This is a genomic window from Pseudomonas sp. G166, assembly GCF_037027455.2.
Taxonomy (GTDB): domain Bacteria; phylum Pseudomonadota; class Gammaproteobacteria; order Pseudomonadales; family Pseudomonadaceae; genus Aquipseudomonas.
The window spans coordinates 5,767,213-5,785,744 of record NZ_CP146985.1 but is presented as its reverse complement, the minus strand read 5'-3'; the positions used below and the strand labels follow the sequence as shown (position 1 = coordinate 5,785,744).

Annotated in this window: 15 protein-coding genes and 1 pseudogene; 6 read left to right on the top strand and 10 right to left on the bottom strand. The window is 61.9% G+C overall.

Annotation, left to right across the window (positions count from 1 at the left end; genetic code table 11):
- Window positions 1-51: 51 nt before the first annotated feature.
- Window positions 52-2,658 carry a leucine--tRNA ligase gene (leuS, locus tag SGN16_RS25635; protein WP_210641187.1) on the bottom strand — a complete coding sequence of 869 codons (2,607 nt, stop codon included), beginning with the start codon at window positions 2,656-2,658 and terminating at the stop codon, window positions 52-54.
- A 304-nt stretch (window positions 2,659-2,962) separates the two neighbouring features.
- Between leuS and SGN16_RS25630 the strand changes: the two genes are divergently transcribed.
- Together SGN16_RS25630 and SGN16_RS25625 are read left to right on the top strand one after the other, a co-directional pair.
- Complete coding sequence (locus SGN16_RS25630) at window positions 2,963-3,283, top strand: hypothetical protein (protein WP_210641185.1); 321 nt, start codon at window positions 2,963-2,965, stop codon at window positions 3,281-3,283.
- Window positions 3,284-3,385: 102 nt separating this feature from the next.
- Window positions 3,386-4,147 carry a YdcF family protein gene (locus SGN16_RS25625; RefSeq protein ID WP_210641183.1) on the top strand — a complete coding sequence of 254 codons (762 nt, stop codon included), beginning with the start codon at window positions 3,386-3,388 and terminating at the stop codon, window positions 4,145-4,147.
- A gap of 105 nt (window positions 4,148-4,252) precedes the next feature.
- On the opposite strand, the gene lnt is transcribed toward SGN16_RS25625, so the two are convergent.
- The 5 genes from lnt to miaB all read right to left on the bottom strand — a co-directional run bounded on the left by lnt (window position 4,253) and on the right by miaB (window position 9,689).
- The gene (lnt, locus tag SGN16_RS25620) at window positions 4,253-5,776 is read right to left on the bottom strand and encodes an apolipoprotein N-acyltransferase (RefSeq protein WP_335945876.1); all 1,524 of its coding nucleotides are present in this window, start codon (window positions 5,774-5,776) and stop codon (window positions 4,253-4,255) included.
- Window positions 5,777-5,803: 27 nt separating this feature from the next.
- Window positions 5,804-6,643 carry an HlyC/CorC family transporter gene (locus SGN16_RS25615; RefSeq protein ID WP_003205870.1) on the bottom strand — a complete coding sequence of 280 codons (840 nt, stop codon included), beginning with the start codon at window positions 6,641-6,643 and terminating at the stop codon, window positions 5,804-5,806.
- Window positions 6,644-6,683: 40 nt separating this feature from the next.
- A complete protein-coding gene (ybeY, locus tag SGN16_RS25610) occupies window positions 6,684-7,142 on the bottom strand; it encodes an rRNA maturation RNase YbeY (protein ID WP_210641179.1) in 459 nt (152 codons plus the stop codon).
- Window positions 7,135-8,145: a PhoH family protein gene (locus SGN16_RS25605; protein ID WP_092332904.1), complete on the bottom strand. Its 1,011-nt coding sequence runs from the start codon at window positions 8,143-8,145 to the stop codon at window positions 7,135-7,137. Before SGN16_RS25605 ends, ybeY begins: the two co-directional genes overlap by 8 nt.
- Window positions 8,146-8,360: 215 nt before the next feature.
- Complete coding sequence (miaB, locus tag SGN16_RS25600) at window positions 8,361-9,689, bottom strand: tRNA (N6-isopentenyl adenosine(37)-C2)-methylthiotransferase MiaB (protein ID WP_335945877.1); 1,329 nt, start codon at window positions 9,687-9,689, stop codon at window positions 8,361-8,363.
- Between the two features lie 133 nt (window positions 9,690-9,822).
- On the opposite strand from miaB, the gene SGN16_RS25595 reads away from it, so the two are divergent.
- Window positions 9,823-10,152 (top strand): DUF1820 family protein, encoded by a 330-nt coding sequence (locus tag SGN16_RS25595; protein ID WP_003185742.1) that lies wholly within the window; start codon window positions 9,823-9,825, stop codon window positions 10,150-10,152.
- 140 nt (window positions 10,153-10,292) lie between these two features.
- Here SGN16_RS25595 and SGN16_RS25590 read toward each other — a convergent pair whose 3' ends face one another.
- The 4 genes from SGN16_RS25590 to SGN16_RS25575 form a co-directional block, all read right to left on the bottom strand.
- On the bottom strand, window positions 10,293-10,847 hold the full coding sequence (locus tag SGN16_RS25590) for a tetratricopeptide repeat protein (protein WP_025215630.1): 555 nt from the start codon (window positions 10,845-10,847) through the stop codon (window positions 10,293-10,295).
- Between the two features lie 217 nt (window positions 10,848-11,064).
- Window positions 11,065-12,348, bottom strand: coding sequence for a glutamate-1-semialdehyde 2,1-aminomutase (gene hemL / locus SGN16_RS25585; RefSeq protein WP_210641176.1), 1,284 nt, complete (start codon window positions 12,346-12,348; stop codon window positions 11,065-11,067).
- Window positions 12,349-12,375: 27 nt separating this feature from the next.
- Window positions 12,376-13,002, bottom strand: coding sequence for a thiamine phosphate synthase (gene thiE / locus SGN16_RS25580; RefSeq protein WP_335945878.1), 627 nt, complete (start codon window positions 13,000-13,002; stop codon window positions 12,376-12,378).
- A 17-nt stretch (window positions 13,003-13,019) separates the two neighbouring features.
- Entirely contained in the window at window positions 13,020-13,817 is a 798-nt protein-coding gene (locus tag SGN16_RS25575; protein WP_210641172.1) for a hydroxymethylpyrimidine/phosphomethylpyrimidine kinase, read from the bottom strand.
- A 443-nt stretch (window positions 13,818-14,260) separates the two neighbouring features.
- Between SGN16_RS25575 and SGN16_RS25570 the strand changes: the two genes are divergently transcribed.
- From SGN16_RS25570 to SGN16_RS25560, 3 genes and pseudogenes are all read left to right on the top strand, one after another.
- On the top strand, window positions 14,261-16,645 hold the full coding sequence (locus SGN16_RS25570) for a 7TM diverse intracellular signaling domain-containing protein (RefSeq protein WP_335945879.1): 2,385 nt from the start codon (window positions 14,261-14,263) through the stop codon (window positions 16,643-16,645).
- A 73-nt stretch (window positions 16,646-16,718) separates the two neighbouring features.
- The gene (locus tag SGN16_RS25565; RefSeq protein ID WP_335945880.1) at window positions 16,719-18,368 is read left to right on the top strand and encodes an acyl-CoA dehydrogenase family protein; all 1,650 of its coding nucleotides are present in this window, start codon (window positions 16,719-16,721) and stop codon (window positions 18,366-18,368) included.
- A pseudogene (locus SGN16_RS25560) lies at window positions 18,365-18,475 on the top strand (metal ABC transporter ATP-binding protein); the annotation flags it as partial. The gene SGN16_RS25565 and the pseudogene SGN16_RS25560, both read left to right, overlap by 4 nt.
- Window positions 18,476-18,532: the final 57 nt, after the last annotated feature.

Genomic DNA, 18,532 nt, shown 5'->3' with positions numbered 1-18,532 from the left:
GCCTCGCAGGTTATATTCGGCGCCAGGCCCGTGGCCGGACGCCCGATCCAATTAGCTTGCGACGATATTGACCAGTTTGCCGGGCACGACGATCACTTTGCGAATCGTCAGGCCGTCGACGAAGCGCAGCACGTTTTCATTGGCCCGAGCGGCGGCTTCGACTTCTTCGCGGCTGGCGCTGGCAGGCATTTCTATCTGGCCGCGCAGCTTGCCGTTGACCTGGATGACCAGGGTCAGGCTGTCCTGCACCAGCGCGGTTTCGTCCACCACCGGCCAGCCGGCGTCAATCACCGGGTCAGCGTGACCCAGTTGATTCCACAGCTCATGGCTGATGTGCGGGGTGATCGGAGCCAGCAGCAGTGTCACGGCCTCCAGGCCTTCGTGAACCAGTGCGCGATCCTGTTCGGTGCCTTGCGCGGCTTTTTCCAGGACATTCATCAGCGTCATCACCTGGGCGATGGCGGTGTTGAATTTGTGGTTCTGGCCGACGTCATGGCTGGCCTGCTTGATGGCCAGGTGGATCGAGCGGCGAACGGCTTTCTGCTCGTCGTTCAGGCCGCTGATGTCCAGTTTGCCCGGCAGGCCTTGAGTGACGTGGGCTTGAGCCAGGCGCCAGACGCGCTTGAGGAAACGATGCGAGCCCTCGACGCCCGAGTCCGACCATTCCGCGCTCATGTCAGGTGGCGAGGCGAACATCATGAACAGGCGGCAGGTGTCGGCGCCGAACTGGTCGATCATCGATTGCGGGTCAACGCCGTTGTTCTTCGACTTGGCCATTTTCTCGGTGCCGCCGATTTCCACCGGCAGGCCGTCTGCGATCAGCTTGGCGCTGATCACCTTGGCTTTGCTGTCGCGTTCGAGTTCGACTTCGGTCGGGTTGAACCAGGTGTAGGCGCCGTTGGCTTCGCGACGATAGTAAGTCTCGGCGATCACCATGCCTTGGGTCAGCAGGTTCTTGAACGGTTCGTTGGAGCTCACCAGGCCTTCGTCACGCATCAGCTTGTGGAAAAAGCGCGCGTAGAGCAGGTGGAGAATGGCGTGTTCGATGCCGCCAATGTACTGATCCACTGGCAACCAGTGGTCAGCGGCGGATTTTTCCACCAGGCCACCTTCATAGTGCGGCGAGGCGTAGCGGGCGTAGTACCACGAGGACTCGACGAAGGTGTCCATGGTGTCGGTTTCACGCTTGGCCGGTGCGCCGCATTTCGGGCAACTGCACTCATAGAACTCAGGCATGCGTGCCAGGGGCGAGCCGGCGCCATCGGGTACGACGTCTTCGGGCAAGACCACGGGCAGTTGATCTTCCGGCACCGGTACGTCGCCACAGCTGTCGCAGTGCACGATCGGGATCGGGCAGCCCCAGTAGCGCTGGCGGCTGATGCCCCAGTCCCGCAGGCGGAACTGGGTGCGCGAGGCTCCGAGGTTCTTCTTGATCAGGGCCACTTCGATGGCATCGAACGCGCCGGGGAAATCCAGGCCGTCGAACTCACCGGAGTTGATCAGCTCGCCGTGCTCACCATAGGCGTCCTGCCAAGGCGCCGGGGTCTGGTCGCCGGCGCTGGTGCGCACCACGGCCTTGATCGGCAGGTTGTACTTGTGGGCGAATTCGAAATCGCGTTCGTCGTGGGCCGGTACGGCCATGACCGCGCCGTCGCCGTAATGCATCAGTACGTAGTTGGCGACCCACACCGGCAGTTTCTCACCGGTGAGCGGGTGCTCGACGAACAGCGAGGTCGGCAGGCCTTTCTTCTCTTGGGTGGCGACATCGGCTTCGGCGACGCTGCCACCCTTGCATTCGGCAATGAACGCCTGCAACTCGGGGTTGTTGCGGGCGGCCAGGGTCGCCAGCGGGTGCTCGGCGGCCACGGCAACATAGGTGGCACCCATCAGCGTGTCCGGACGGGTGGTGAAGACCTTCAGGGTGCCGGCTTCGCCAATGGAGGCGACGTCGTAGGGGAATTGCACTTCCATGCCCCGGGACTTGCCGATCCAGTTGCGCTGCATGGTCTTGACCTGTTCAGGCCAGCCAGTCAGTTCGTCGAGGCTCTCCAGCAGTTCATCGGCGTAGGCGGTGATCTTGAAGTAGTACATCGGGATTTCGCGCTTTTCGATCAGCGCGCCGGAACGCCAGCCGCGACCGTCGATCACTTGCTCGTTGGCCAGTACGGTCTGGTCCACCGGGTCCCAGTTAACGGTGCCGTTCTTGCGGTAGATCACGCCTTTTTCGAACAGGCGGGTGAACAGCCATTGTTCCCAGCGGTAGTACTCGGGCTTGCAGGTGGTGACCTCGCGGGACCAGTCCACCGCCAGGCCCAGGCTACGCAGCTGGGTCTTCATGTAGGCGATGTTTTCGTAGGTCCACTTGGCGGGGGCCACGTTGTTCTTCATCGCGGCGTTTTCCGCCGGCATGCCGAAGGCGTCCCAACCCATGGGTTGCAGGACGTTCTTGCCTTGCATGCGCTGATAGCGGGAGATCACGTCGCCGATGGTGTAGTTGCGCACGTGCCCCATGTGTAGCTTGCCGCTGGGGTAAGGGAACATCGACAGGCAGTAGTAAGTCTCCTTGCCTGGCTGTTCACTGACTTCAAAGGACTTTTGCTCGTCCCAGAACGACTGGGCGGCGGCTTCGATTTCACGGGGCTGGTAGTGTTCGTGCATGGCTACTTTTGTACTGAATGGGGTGGCCCAATCCTCTTCGTTGCCATGCTGGACGCAGAACGACGCCGAATGCGGCGTTTTCGATGCCCAGCCAGGCTGGAAGTGGAGTTACAGGAAGCGCCGTAGCATACATGACCGCGCTCTGCCGAGGGAAACCCTGATTACTGCCGAGTCATTGCTGAGTCCTTCCCGATCATTGGTCCCGGCCTGCATTCAGGGCCGTTGGTCGCGGCGCCCTGCCGGTTTGCCCAGCGAAGCTAAGCTTCTCAATGGGGAGTGAGTCTTATCTTCAATGAGGTGAGGGATGGTTGAATCACAACGAAAAGTAACGACGCCTGAGTTGTACGAAAAACTGATCGATCGTCTCGGGGTGGCCCTTGACGCTGCAAGAACCGCCGGTCATTTGCGTGATGAACGCCCGGTAGAGCTGGAACTGCGTGGCTTGAGCCCCGCAGAGTTCGAACTGGTCAATGCTTACCTCGAACAGGTCGGACACCAAGCCCCCACCAGTGGGGCGCAGGTACTCAAGCGTCTCGATGTGCCCCGTTCGGCCAAGGTGGTATGGCTCAAGGACCGGACGCCTGACAAAGATGCTTTAAAGATCCGGTCACTGCAGTTCAAGTAAAGCCGGATTAACGCGTGTCGCTTTTTTGATTCAGGGTTTTTTCGAATCTGTTGTCGCTTTGCGTCAACCCACTTAGGCTTCGGGCATCTTTGGAGATGCCCGATGCCGTTTCGTTATTTCATCAAAACACTTTTATTGCCGCCCGGCCTTCTTTTGCTGCTGTTGGCGCTCGCCTGGTGGTGGCGCAACTCCCGGCCGCGCCTGGCCCGCCTGTGCTTTTTCGTTGGGTTGGGGGGCTTCTGGCTGATGAGCCTGCCCGTGGTCGTGCAATGGAGCGCCAGGGCGCTGGAACGCGAACCGCCGCTGCTGCGCAGTGACTGGGCGACCCTGGCCCAGCGTGCCGACGCCATTGTGGTGCTCGGTTCTGGCCGCGAGCGCGGTGACCTGGCCTGGGGCGCCGACCAACCCACCGGCATCGGCCTGGAGCGCCAGCGTTATGCGGCGCGCCTGGCCAAGGCGTCGGGGTTGCCGGTGCTGACGACCGGCGGCTTGCACTACGGCACCCCACCCAGCGAAGCCAAGTTGATGGCCGATTCGATGCTGGATGATTTCGGCGTCAGCGTTCGCTGGCAGGAAGATCGCAGCCGTACAACCTGGGAAAACGCCCAGATGAGCGCCGAGATCCTCCTGCCAGCCGGCATCAAGCGGGTCGTGGTGGTGACCCAGGCGTGGCACATGCCACGGGCGGTCTGGAGTTTCCAGCGGTCAGGGCTTGAAGTGGTGCCGGCACCGGTAGGGTTCCTGGGACAGGACAATGCCCGGCCGTTGGGCGGCTGGATGCCGGAGTTCAAGTCGATCTGGCAGTCGGGGCAGTTGATGAATGAGGCGGTGGGGCTGGTGGGGTATTGGATGTTCTACCGCTGAGGTGTTATCGGATCGCTCCCACGCTCCTGCGTGGGAACGTCTCAAGGGACGCTCTGTGTTCCAAGCCGGGCTGCGTTCCCACGCGGAGCGCGGGAACGATCAACCTTAAACCGTCTTGGCCATCCGGCTCGCGATCAACGCCCAGCCCAGCAGCAACACGCACAGGATGAGCAGCGGCCACGACCGCCATTGCAGGTACGGCGTCAGGTCGTGCATCGGTACTACTTCGCCATAGAGAATGCCACGCTCGAATTGCGGGATACTCGTGGTGATCTGGCCAAAGGGGTTGATCAGGCCGGTCACGCCGTTGTTGGTGGCGCGGATCATCCAGCGTCCGGCTTCCAGGGCGCGCATCTGCGCCATTTGCAGGTGCTGCAACGGGCCGATGGAAGTGCCGAACCAGGTGTCGTTGCTGATGGTCAGCAGCAGGTCGCTACGGGCCGAGAGGCTGGCGGAAAATTCCGGGTAGACCACTTCATAGCAGATGAATGGCGCGATCTGGTAACCCTTGGCTTGCAGCAATGGTTGGTCGGCCGGGCCCCGGGCAAAGTCGGACATAGGCAGGTCGAAGAACGCAATCAGGCCACGCAGGATGTCCTGCAAGGGGACGTATTCGCCGAACGGCACGAGTTTCTGCTTCAGGTAGGTGCCGTCGCCTTCGCCGGTCACGGTGATGCCATTGAAGTAACGCTTCTCGTGGCGCACCAGTTGGCGAATCGGTACGCCGGTGATCAACGCCGAATGCCGCTCGGCGGCGAAGCTGCCCATCATGTCCAGGTAGCCCTGGGCCGATTCCTTGAGCACCGGCACCGCGGTTTCAGGCCAGATCAGCAGGTCGACGCGCTTGGAGGCAAAGCTCATGTCGCGGTACAACGCCAACTGCGCGTTGAGCTGCTCCGGATCCCACTTCATGCTTTGTTCGATGTTGCCCTGGATCGCCGCGACGCTCAGCGGGTCGCCCGAAGGGCTGGTCCAGGCATGGCCCTTGAGTGCCACGCCGGCCACCCATGGGCCGATCAACAGCAGCACACCTGCGGCGATAAAACCTTTGCGCCCGGCGCGGATCAGGCGCAGCGCGTTGTACAGCAGCGCGGCGGTCAGGGCCAGGGTGAAGGAAATCAGCCACATCCCGCCCAGCGGCGCGAGGCCGGCCAGCGGCCCGTCGAGCTGGCTGTAGCCGGAATACAGCCACGGGAACCCAGTGAGGAACCAGCCGCGAAAGGCTTCCTGGCCCAGCCACAGCGCGGCGAAGGCCAAGGCGTCGGCCAGCGGCGCCTCGTTACGGCGCAACCAGCGCGCCCAGAGCCAGGCGGGCAGGGCAAAGAACCAGGCGATGGCGGCGACGAACAACAGCATCAACAACCCGGCGAGCAGCACCGAGGCGCCACCGAAGTTATGGATGCTGACGTAGATCCAGCTGGTGCCGGCGCCAAACAGGCCAAAACCGAAGCACCAGCCACGGCCCAGGGCCTGGCGCGGCGACAGCTCGCGCAGCCCGGCATAGAACAATCCGACCGCCAGCAGTGCCAGCGGCCAGATATCGAACGGCGCCAAGGCCAGGGTGGTGATCGCACCGGCCACCACGGCCAGCAGGTTACCGGGCCAGCCGGGGCGGGTTATCCAGCGCATTTTTGTCCTTAGCGGGTCTCGCAGGGGTTATCGGCCAATGGGGGACAGGCGCAGCAGATGAATCCGACGGCTGTCGGCATTCAGGATGCGGAAGCGCCAAGAGCCGATTTCCGTGGTTTCGTTGCGCTTGGGCAGGTGCCCGAAAGCGCTCATCACCAGGCCACCGACGGTGTCGAACTCATCGTCGGAGAATTGGCTGTCGAAGAATTCGTTGAAGTTCTCGATCGGCGTCAGGGCCTTGATCAGGAAATCGCCGCTGGGCAACGGCTTGATGTAGCTGTCTTCCTCGACATCGTGTTCGTCTTCGATGTCGCCGACGATTTGTTCGAGTACGTCTTCGATGGTGACCAGGCCGGCCACGCCGCCGTACTCGTCGATGACGATGGCCATGTGGTTGTGGTTGGCACGGAATTCACGCAGCAGCACGTTCAGGCGCTTGGACTCGGGCACGAAGGTGGCCGGACGCAGCAAATCCTTGATGTTGAAGCTGTCGCCGTTTTCCTGAAGGATCAGCGGCAGCAGGTCCTTGGCCAGCAGCACGCCCATGACGTCGTCATGGCTCTCGCCAACCACCGGATAGCGCGAGTGAGCGGAGTCGACCACGGCGGGCAAAAATTCGCGGGGGGTCTGGGTCGCCTTGATGCTGACCATCTGCGAGCGCGGGACCATGATGTCGCGTACTTGCAGGTCAGCGACCTGGATGGCGCCTTCGACGATGGCCAGCGCTTCGCTGTCCAGCAATTTGTTCTGGTGTGCATCGCGCAGCAGCTCCAGTAGCTCCTGGCGGTTTTTCGGCTCATGGGCAAAAGCCTGGGTGAGCTTGCCCAGCCATGACTTCTGCCCGTTGCTCGATCGATCTTCGCTCATAGCGATTACTCTGAATCCTTTGTCGTTACAGGTTGATGTATCAGTGTTCGTCGCCGGCGTAAGGGTCGGGATGACCCAGCTCTGCAAGCAACGTTCGTTCCAGTGCTTCCATTTCTTCGGCTTCGTCATCTTCTATATGGTCGTAACCCAGCAGATGCAAGCAGCCGTGAATCACCAGGTGGGCCCAATGGGCCTCAGGGAGCTTGCCTTGCTCGGCCGCTTCGCGCTCCACCACCGGTACGCAGATCACCAGGTCGCCCAGCAGCGGGATGTCGAGCAGTTCGTCGGGCACGTCGGCGGGGAATGACAGCACATTGGTGGCGTAGTCTTTCTGCCGCCAGGTGTGGTTCAGTTCGCGGCCTTCGGGCTCGTCCACCAGGCGGATAGTCAGCTCCGAGTCGGCGCTGCGCTGGCGCAGGGCCAGCTCGCACCATTGGCGGAATTGGGCTTCACTGGGGGCGGCGTGTTCGCAGGCCAGTTGCAGGTCGAGTTCAAGCATTGTGGCGATTGCCTTTGCCTTCGGGGGCCTCGTCAGCCTCGCGATGCTCGAAGCGCTCGTAGGCTTCGACAATGCGCTGCACCAATGGATGGCGCACAACGTCCTTGGGCATGAAATGCGTGAAGCTGATGCCCGGGACGTCCTTGAGCACCTGGATCACATGGTTCAACCCGGACTTGGTGCCTCGGGGCAGGTCGACCTGGGTGATGTCGCCGGTGATGACGGCGGTGGAGCCAAAGCCGATCCGGGTCAGGAACATTTTCATCTGCTCGACCGTGGTGTTCTGGCTTTCGTCGAGAATGATGAAGCTGTTGTTCAGCGTACGGCCACGCATGTAGGCCAGCGGCGCGACCTCGATGACCTGGCGCTCGATCAACTTGGCGACATATTCGAAGCCGAGCATTTCATACAGCGCGTCATAGAGCGGGCGCAGGTACGGGTCGATCTTCTGGGCCAGGTCGCCGGGCAGGAAGCCGAGCTTTTCACCCGCTTCGACCGCCGGACGCACCAGCAGGATGCGCCGTACCTGTTCGCGTTCCAGCGCATCGACCGCACAGGCCACGGCCAGGTAGGTCTTGCCGGTACCGGCCGGGCCGATGCCGAAGTTGATGTCGTTGCCGAGGATTTCCTTGACGTAGCGCTGCTGATTCAAGCCGCGAGGGCGAATCATGCCTTTTTTCGTACGCAGGGCCACGGCGGGTTCCGACGGGGCATGGTTGTCGAGTTCTTCGACAGCCGACTCCTGCAGGAACAGGTGGACCGTGTCCGGCGACAGCTCGCTCCCCTTGGTTTCCCGGTAGAGGCGGCGCAGCAGGTTTTCCGCGGAGGTGGTGTGCTTGGGTTCGCCGATCAGTTCGAACTGGTTTCCGCGGTTGCGGATCTCGATGGCCAGGCGCTGTTCGATCAAGCGCAGATGCTCGTCGAATTGCCCGCACAGATTGGCGAAGCGGCGAGCCTCAAAGGGCTCGAGAATAAAACGATGTGGTTCGATGGGTGCGTTCAAGGTCGTTTTTAGCCGCCCAGGGGCAATTAAGATGAAACCAAGGATAGCGCCAGTAGGCTGGGTGCGAAAGCTCTTAAGCAGGCGAATCTGATCACAGGGCATGGCACGACCACTGTGGGAGCGAGCTTGCTCGCGATGGGGGCTTCACATTCAACATAAGTATTGACTGTCATGCCGCTATCGCGAGCAAGCTCGCTCCCACAGGAAGTGCGGGGTCACTGGATCAACGAACCGCGCAGCGAGTGCGGTTGCGCGGCGTCGATGTGCACGTCGGCGAACTGGCCGATCAGTGCCGGGGTATCGCAGCGGAAGTTGACGATGCGGTTGTTTTCCGTACGCCCTTGCAGTTCGCCCGGGTCTTTTTTCGAGTAATCGGTCACCAGGATCCGCTGGACGGAGCCGACCATTTGTCGGCTGATCTCGAAACCTTGCTGGTTCAAGCGGTGTTGCAAGGCGTTGAGTCGTTCTTTTTTCACTTCGTCAGGGGTTTCGTCTGCCAGGTCGGCCGCCGGGGTGCCGGGGCGTTGGCTATAGACGAAGGAATAGGAGAAGTCGAAGCCTACGTCCTCGATCAGTTTCATGGTCTGTTGGAAATCTTTCTCGGTTTCACCGGGGAAGCCGACGATAAAGTCCGAGCTGATGCAGATCCCAGGCACCGCTGCCCGCAGCTTGCGCAGTTTGGATTTGTATTCCAGGGCCGTGTGGTTGCGCTTCATGGCCGCCAGGATGCGGTCGGAGCCCGATTGCACCGGCAAGTGCAGGTGCTTGACCAGCTGGGGGACCTCGGCATGGGCCTGGATCAGGCTGTCGGAGAACTCCAGCGGGTGCGAGGTGGTGTAGCGGATGCGGTCGATGCCATCTACCGCCGCCACCACGCGGATCAGCTCGGCGAGGTCGGCCAGGCGCCCATCGTGGGTCAGGCCGCGATAGCCGTTGACGTTCTGCCCCAGCAGGGTTACCTCACGCACGCCGTTTTCCGCCAGGTGGATGATTTCGGCAATCACGTCGTCGAACGGCCGGCTGACTTCTTCGCCCCGGGTGTAGGGCACCACGCAGAACGTGCAGTACTTGCTGCAACCTTCCATCACCGACACGTAGGCGCTTGGGCCGTCGATGCGCGGTTCGGGCAGGTGGTCGAATTTTTCGATTTCCGGGAACGAGACGTCTACCTGCGGCAGCTTGGTGCTGCGCGCTGCGTCGATCATCTCGGGCAGGCGGTGCAGGGTCTGCGGGCCGAAGACCACGTCCACGTACGGTGCGCGATCACGGATGGCGGCGCCTTCCTGGCTGGCCACGCAACCGCCCACGGCGATGACCATTTCCGGGTTGGCCAGCTTCAATTCGCGCCAGCGACCCAGTTGCGAGTACACCCGGTCCTGGGCGCGCTCGCGGATCGAACAGGTATTGAGCAGGATCACGTCCGCGTCTTCGGCGCGGGCGGTGACTTCCAGGGCCTGGTGTTCACCCAGCAGATCGACCATGCGCGAGCTGTCGTACTCGTTCATCTGGCAACCGTGGGTTTCGATGTAAAGCTTCTTGGCCATGGAGGGGGTCATCACGTGATTCAAAGAACCGCGCATTATAGGGAACAAGTCCTTGGGTTCCTACCGCTGCGCGAGCAGTGGCTATGCTATAGTTCGCGCCCTCATTTTTACCCGCCGATGTGTTTCGCCAGCCATGACCAAACGTGAAGCTCCAATCTACAAGGTGATTTTCCTCAACCAGGGCCAGGTGTTCGAAATGTACGCCAAGCAGATCTATCAAAGTGATCTGTGGGGCTTCCTGGAAGTGGAAGAGTTCGTCTTTGGCGAGCGCACGCAAGTGGTCGTCGATCCGAGTGAAGAAAAGCTCAAGGCGCAGTTCGAAGGCGTGGTGCGTAGCTTCGTGCCGATGCACTCGATTGTGCGCATCGACGAAGTCGAACGCCTGGGCACCCCGAAAATCAGCGAAGCTCGTGGCGCGGTCGGCAATGTGATGCCGTTTCCGATGCCGATGCCTGAGAAGTAGGGCTCAGGATCGGGTTGCCCCCAGTCGCGAGCAAGCTCGCTCCCACAATGGGTTCTCTGTGAACACAAGATTTGTGTACACCAGCGATCCAGTGTGGGAGCGAGCTTGCTCGCGATGAGGCCTTTAAGGCCAAGCATTAATCAGGGCAACGGCGAGAAAGGCGTGCGCCCGTCCGCGTTCTGCAATTCCATCAGGTATTTGCGAAAGATCTGGCCCAGTACCTGGGTCGCTACTTCCAGCTCGTCGCGGGGCATTTGCTCGGCGACTTCGTCGGCGGTGTCCAGGGCGTCTTCGGCGCCGTTGACCGCCGCCATCTTCAAGACGATGTAGGCCTGGACATTATTGGCGGGTACGCCTTCGCCATGAAAGAACATGCCGCCAAGCTTGAATTGCGCCTGGGCATGGCCTTGCAGCGAGGCTTTTTCGAAGTAGTTGAGGGCCAGCTTGAGGTCGCGCGGCGCAGCCTTGCCTTCGTAGTAGAACTCGCCCAACTCGTATTGTGCTTGTGCATCGCCTGCGTCCGCCGCTTTTTGACAGGCGTCGAGTGCCGATGCGAGATCTTGTGGCTGGGTATTGAGCGTGCAACGGCCCAGCGCCGGGATCAACAACGAGTTGCCGCCTGCCTGTGCATTCGCGAGCAGGGGCTGAAGGAGCAACAGGCAGCCCAAGGCAAGGGTGCGGCCGGTGCGGTTCATGGGAATCGACTTACCTCTGAGGGGCGCGCGGACCCTCCGGGGGATCCAATAAGCGCGCATTATGAAATAAGCGGGGCCATCCTTACAAAGTCTTTACTCGTTTTTCTGCTGCGAGGGAACGCCAGCGGCCGCTTCGAGGGAAAATACGTAGGAAAAGAGCGCGAGGTTGTCGGCGATCACTGACGCTGGTGTCAGCCAGCGTCAGTTATCCACAGGCTTACTTCAGCGCAGCGAAAGCCCGCTCGGCTGCGTCGAGGGTGATTTTCAGCTCGGTCTCGCCATGGGCGATGGAGGTGAAACCGGCTTCGAACGCACTCGGCGCCAGGTACACGCCGCCGTCGAGCATCAGGTGGAAGAAGCGCTTGAAGCGGTCGGCGTCGCTGGCCATCACGTCGTCAAAGGTGACGATGTCATCGGCACCACTGAAATACAGGCCGAACATGCCGCCGGCTTGAGTGGTCACGAACGGGATGCCGGCCGCGTCGGCGCGCACCTGCAAGCCGTCGAGCAGGCGGGTGGTGTAGTCGGTCAGTTCAGCGTGGAAGCCCGGGCGGCTGATCAAGCGCAGGGTGGTCAGGCCGGCGGCCATGGCCAATGGGTTGCCCGACAACGTGCCGGCCTGGTAGACCGGGCCAAGCGGTGCGATGCATTCCATGATGGCGCGCTTGCCGCCGAAGCAGCCCACCGGCATGCCGCCGCCGATGATCTTGCCGAAGGTGCTCAGGTCCGGCGTCACGCCGTAATGGGCCTGGGCGCCGCCGAGGGCGACGCGGAAGCCGGTCATCACTTCGTCGAAAATCAACACCACGCCATGCTGGTCGCACAGGCTGCGCAGGCCTTCGAGGAAACCCGGCGCCGGCGGGACGCAGTTCATGTTGCCGGCCACCGGCTCGACGATGATGCAGGCCACTTCCTGGCCGACTTCGCCCAGCATCTGCTCGACGGCTTCGAGGTCGTTGAACGGCAGGGTCAGCGTGTGCTTGGCGAACGCCGCCGGTACGCCGGCCGAGCTCGGCACGCCTTGGGTCAGCGCGCCGGAACCGGCCTTGACCAGCAGGCTGTCGGAGTGGCCGTGGTAGCAGCCTTCGAACTTGATGATGCTGTCGCGCCCGGTGAAACCTCGCGCCAGGCGGATCGCGCTCATGGTCGCCTCGGTGCCGGAGCTGACCATGCGCACCATTTCCATGGACGGCACGATCGAGCAGACCAGGTCGGCCATCTCGGTTTCCATCGCGGTCGGGGCGCCGTAGGACAGACCATGTTGTAGCTGATTGCGCACCGCATCCAGCACGTCCGGATGGCTGTGGCCGAGGATCATCGGGCCCCACGAGCCAACGTAATCGACATAACGCTTATCGTCTTCGTCGGTCACGTACGCGCCTTCGGCGTGCTTGAAAAACAGCGGGGTGCCGCCGACGCTCTTGAACGCACGAACGGGCGAGTTCACGCCGCCGGGGATGTGTTTCTGGGCATTGGCAAACAGGGTTTCGGAACGGGACATGGTTGGGCTCTCGAAATCGAAAAGGGTCTATTTGATCTGCAACAGATCGTTGAAAGCACGGGCGCGGCGTGTCACTTCCCCTGTGCTGTCGGCACCGAACAGGCCGTGGACCACCGCCAGCAGGTCCACGCCGTGGGCCACCAGCGGGGCAGCGTTGTCCAGGGTGATACCGCCGATGGCGCAGATCGGAACATGCAGTTTGAGACGGGCCTGCTCCAGCAGTTCAAGGTTTGCACTGGGCGCGCCGGGCTTGGTGTTGGAGGTGAAGAAGCGCCCGAACGCGACGTAGCTGGCCCCTTCGGCGGCGGCCTGTTCGGCCAGCTCCAGGCTGGCGTGGCAGGTGGAACCGATGATCGCCTGGCGCCCAAGCAGTGCCCGCACGGGGGCCAACGGGCCATCGGTCTGGCCCAGGTGCACGCCGACGCCCAGGCGCGCGGCCAGTTCAGCGTCGTCGTTGATGATCAGTTGGGTCTTGTAGCGTTCGCACAGGTTGCGCAGCGCTTCGGCTTCGCGCAGGCGCCGGGCCTCGTCGCTGCTTTTGTCGCGGTATTGCAGCAGGGTGACGCCACCTTCCAGCGCCGCTTCGACATAAGCGAGGAATTTGCCGGCCAGCAGCTGGCTGTCGGTGATGGCATAAAGGCCACGTAATTTCATTCCACAGGCCTCCGGTGCTACGAGCAGAAATCCAGCGGCAGGCGACGCGGTACGAACTGGCCTTTGCCCAGTCGTTCGGCATCGCGCAGGGTGCGCCAGGTGTAATCCAGTGCGGTCTTGACGGCGCTGGCAAGCTGTTCGCCCTGGGCCAGCCGACCGGCCAGGGCGCTGGCCAGGGTGCAGCCGGAACCGTGGTAGCTGCCGGGCAAGCGCTGGCAGGTAAAAGTCTCGCGGCGACCGTCGCGGCTGTACAGGCGATTGTGGACTTCATGTTCGTCGCCGTGACCACCTGTGATCAACAGGTGTTTGACGAAGGGCAGCAGCTTTTCGGCGCATTCGTCGGCGCTGCCTTCGGGTAGTTCGGCGAGGATGCGCGCTTCCGGCAGGTTGGGGGTGGCGATGATGGCCAAGGGCAGCAGGCGTTCGCGCATGGCATAGCCGACTTCATCCTTGCCAAGGCGTCCGCCACCGCCGGCGCGCAGCACCGGGTCGCAGACCATGGGCAGATGCGGATGCGCCTGGAGCAGTTCGACCACGGTGTCGACCATTTCCAGTGAGCCGAGCATGCCCAGCTTGACCGCCGCCACCGGCGAATCGTTGAGCACGGCATTGGCTTGCGCCAGCACCCACTCGCGATCGAGCACGCGGAAATCGCTGACGTTGACCGTGTCTTGCACGGTCAACGCGGTAACGGCCGGGGCCGCATGACAACCCTGGGCGAGCAGGGCTTCGATATCTGCCTGCAAGCCGGCGCCACCACTGGGGTCGTGGCCGGAGAGGCAGAGGACAACGGGGCGAGAACTGTAGATATTCATGGTGCGCGAGCTTACCACCAAACCCCTTCGATCGGCGCGCACCTGCGCCAGAGGAAAACTTATATGTGGTAGAGGAATTTCTCTGGGGCGAGGGGATTTATCCCCGCTGGGGTGCGAAGCGCCCCTCATTAAAATTGTCTGACTCACCGCAGTGTCTGGTTTTAGGGCTGCTTCGCACCCAGCGGGGATAAATCCCCTCGCCACAGTCGGGCCCGGCGCCAGGGTTGTTTCGCAATCTGACCAAAGCAACAGCTCTATCTCAACGCTTGGCGCTGGAACGCCCGTTCTAGAGCCTTCTGTAGGAAAGATTTCAATGGTGCAAATTGGCCATCAACGGCTATGCTAGAGATGGATCCAACTCATAACAGGTAATGCCGGTTTTACGTCTACTCAGGGAATGGGGGGCTTCCTGACTCAACCGGACAGGCCACGCTGGGGCTTAAATGCGCTATTTGCTGATATTGCTGCTGTGCTTGTCCCCCATGGCAAGCGCCCTTGAATTCGATGAGTTCACCCAAAGCCTGCCCTTGGGCCATGCCTTGCAGGTGTTCGAAGACGCGAGCGGTACGGCCACCCTCGACGATGTCCTCGCCCAGGCTGCGGTGGGCGGCTTCAAACCCCATGGCAAAGCAGTGTTGAACGCCGGCTATTCGCGCTCGGCGTTCTGGCTGAAAGTCGATTTGCATTACCGTCCCGGTAATCCGGATGCCCAGCGTACGTGGTTGCTGGAACTGGCGTATCCGCCGCTGGACCATCTCGACTTGTATTTGCCAGACGCCGCCGGGGCCTATCGCCTGGTGCGCCAGACCGGTGATGCGTTGCCCTTTGCCAGTCGTGAAATTCACCAGAACAACTACCTGTTCAGTCTGGATTTCAAACCCGATCAACAGCAGACCCTGTACCTGCGGCTGCAAAGCCAGGGTTCGATCCAGGCGCCGTTGACGCTGTGGTCGAGCACGGCTTATCTCGAACAACAGCCGTTGCGCTTGTATGTGCTGGGGATCATCTACGGCGTGCTGCTGGGCATGCTGGTCTACAACCTGTTCATTTACCTGAGCGTGCGGGACACCAGTTACCTTTATTACATCGTTTATATCGCCTCGTTCGGCCTGTATCAGTTGTCGGTCAACGGTGCGGCCGTGGAATACTTCTGGCCGGACAACCCCTGGTGGGCCAACGCCGCGACACCATTCTTCATCGGCTGTGCGGGCCTGTTTGGCAGCCAGTTCGCCCGCCGCTTCCTGCAAACGGCACAACACAGTCGCTGGCTTGACCGTCTGCTGCTGGCGCTGATCGTCTACAGCGCGGTGGTCGTGGGGCTGTCGCTGATGACCAGCTACGCCCTGGCGCTGCGCCTGGCGACGGCGTTGGCGCTGGTGTTCACGGTGGTGATTTTTGCCGCCGGGCTGTTTGCCTGGTGGCGCGGGCTGCGGGTGGCGCGTTATTTCATCATCGCCTGGTCGGCTTTTCTGTTGGGAGGCATCGTCAATACGATGATGGTGCTTGGCTACCTGCCAAACGTGTTCCTGACCATGTATGCCAGCCAGATTGGCTCGGCCATCGAAGTGGCGCTGCTGTCCCTGGCCCTGGCCGACCGCATCAATGCCCTGCGTGAGCAACAGGCCCAGACCCTGTTCGATGCTGGACAAAAGCTCGAGGTGCTCAACCAGCAACTGGCCCACGGCAACAAGCTCAAGGACGAGTTCCTCGCCACGTTGACCCACGAACTGCGTACGCCGATGAATGGCGTGATCGGTTCCCTGGAGTTGATGGAAACCGTCGAAATGGACGAGGAGCTGACTCAGTACCAACAAACCGCTGCCGGTTCGGCGCGGGACATGATGCGCATGGTCAACGGCATTCTCACGCTTACCGAATTGCAGGCCGGCAAGCTCAAGGTTTATCCCGTGCCGTTCAGCCTGCGCAGCGTGATCGAGGCCTTGCAGGTGCAGTTCGCGGCCAATGCCGCAGCCAAAGGCCTGGATTTCAAGGTCGAAATGAGCCCTGGCCTGGCGGACCGATTGCTCGGCGACAGCGGCAAACTGGCCCAATGCCTGGAATGCCTGCTGGACAACGCGATCAAGTTCACCCGGGTTGGCGGTCTGGCGCTGCGGGTCAGCGGCAGGCCGACCGAGTCTGATCGATTGCTGCTGTCGTTCGCCGTGATCGACACGGGTATCGGCTTTACCGACCTTGGAGAAGCGACCCTGTACCAGCGCTTCTTCCAGCTCGACGGTTCCATGACCCGCGAGTACGGCGGCCTCGGCGTGGGCCTGGCGATATGCCGGCAATTGGTGGAGCTGCTGGGCGGACGCCTGACCCACACCTCCGAGCCGGGGCGCGGCAGTCGATTTCAATTGGACGTCGAATTTGAAATGGCCTTGCCCACGGCCCTCCCTTCGGCATTTTCCTTCGGTGGGTACCAAGGCTCGCGCCTGCCCCAGGACTGTACGGTACTCCTGGCGGATGACAACAGCATCGATCAACTGGTAATGCGTGGCATGTTGCTCAAGCTCGGTTACCGGGTGCGCACCGCCGACAGCGGTCGTGCGGCCTTGGACTTGCTGCAGGGCGACAGCTTTGACGCGGTGCTGCTCGATTGCCAGTCGCCGCCGCTCGATGGTGTATCGGTGTGCTGCCAGATTCGCACGCTGTCGGGCTGCGAGGATTTGCCCGTGCTGGTGATCAGTCCGAACCTCGATCCGGCGTGCTGTCCATCGGGCGCCTTGATTGATTACCTGAGCAAACCGGTGAAATTCGAGGCCTTGCAGGCGATTTTGCAGCGCCGGGTGCTTTGTCCGAAACAGGGTGAAAGCGCCGACATTTAGGCGGGTATGACACTTTGTTCGGCTGGGGTGCGGTGCTTAACTGAACCCAGTTGGCCGACCGAGGAGCCCCGCCATGAACCTGCATCAGTTCGCCGAAACCCACGACGTCACCAATCAGCCGCCGTCCCTGGATGGCGCCAATCTGTATCGCATCGACCTGCCGCTGCAGCAGTGGTCGCAGCATTTCGGCGCGGGCTGGGCGCAGGCGCGGATCGATGAATATGGGGCGCTGGCCGGCGGGCCGCTCATGGAGGCGGGGTTCCTGGCCAATCAGAACAAGCCGGTATTTTCCAGCCACGACCGTTATGGCAATCGCATTGACCTGGTGGAATTCCATCCGGCCTATCACCAGTTGATGCGCACTGCCGTCGAGCATGGCCTGCCCAGTTTGCCTTGGGCTCATCCGCAGCCCGGTGCCCATGTCGCCCGGGCCTCGATGACGTATCTGCACAGCCAGGCCGAAGCCGGCACCGGCTGTCCGCTGACCATGACCTTCGCCAGTGTCCCCGCGTTGCGCCTGCAACCGGACCTGGCCGAGCATTGGCTGCCGAAAGTGCTCGCCACCGAATACGACCCGCGCAACGTTGGCATGGCCCACAAGGCTGGGGTCACCCTCGGCATGGCAATGACCGAGAAACAAGGCGGCACCGATGTCCGGGCCAACACCACCAAGGCCTATCCGGTGGGCGCCAGCGGCCCGGGCCAGGCCTATGAATTGGTGGGGCACAAGTGGTTCTGTTCGGCGCCGATGTGCGACGCCTTCCTCACACTGGCCCAGACCGACAAGGGCCTGACCTGCTTCCTGCTGCCGCGCCACCGCCCGGACGACACACGCAATCAGTTCTACATCCAGCGGTTGAAGAACAAACTGGGTAATTGTTCCAACGCCTCCAGCGAAGTCGAGTTCCGCGGGGCCTTGGCCTGGATGGTCGGTGAAGAAGGGCGCGGTGTGCCGACGATCATCGAGATGGTCGCCATGACCCGCTTCGATTGCATGGTCGGCTCCAGCGCCCTGATGCGCCAGGCGCTGACCCAGGCCAGCCACCACTGTGCGCACCGCAAGGTCGGCGGCAAACTGCTGAGCGAGCAGCCGTTGATGCAGAACGTACTCGCTGACCTGGCACTGGAAAGCGAGTCAGCCCTGGCCTTGAGCCTGCGTATGGGGCGGGCGCTGGATCACTTGAATGACGAGCACGAGGCCAAGTTCGCCCGGCTGGTGACGGCGGTGGGCAAGTACTGGATCTGCAAGCGCGCCCCCGCAATGATCAACGAAGCCGCCGAATGCATGGGCGGCGCCGGTTACGTCGAAGACAGCATCCTGCCGCGCCTGTACCGGGAAGCGCCGGTCAATTCGACGTGGGAGGGCTCGGGCAACGTGCAGTGCCTGGATGTGTTGCGGGCCCTGTCCAAGGAGCCGGGTGTACTTGATGTGTTGTTCGCTGAACTGGGTGACGGTCACGGCGACAAACGCCTGGCCGCCCACATCGATCAACTGCACGCAGCGTTCAAGGACACCGACGATATCCAGTATCGCGCCCGGCAATTGACCGAAGACATCGCCGTGGGCCTGCAAGCCAAACTGTTGCTTGAGGCGGGCAACAGTGAGGTCAGCGATGCTTTTATCGCCAGTCGCCTTGGCTCGGCTGGTCGGGTATACGGTGCCCTGCCTCGGGGCTTGAATGTCGAGACCATCGTCGCCCGTTCCACCCCACTCGGCTTATAGAAACACCACATATCCCTGTGGGAGCGAGCTTGCTCGCGAAGGCGTCAGCACATCCAACTCCTCTGGTGACTGATACACCGCTATCGCGAGCAAGCTCGCTCCCACAGGGGAACTGCGGTGAGTGAGGATTCTGTGGCCTCCGGCGACCAAGGTGGGAGCGAGCT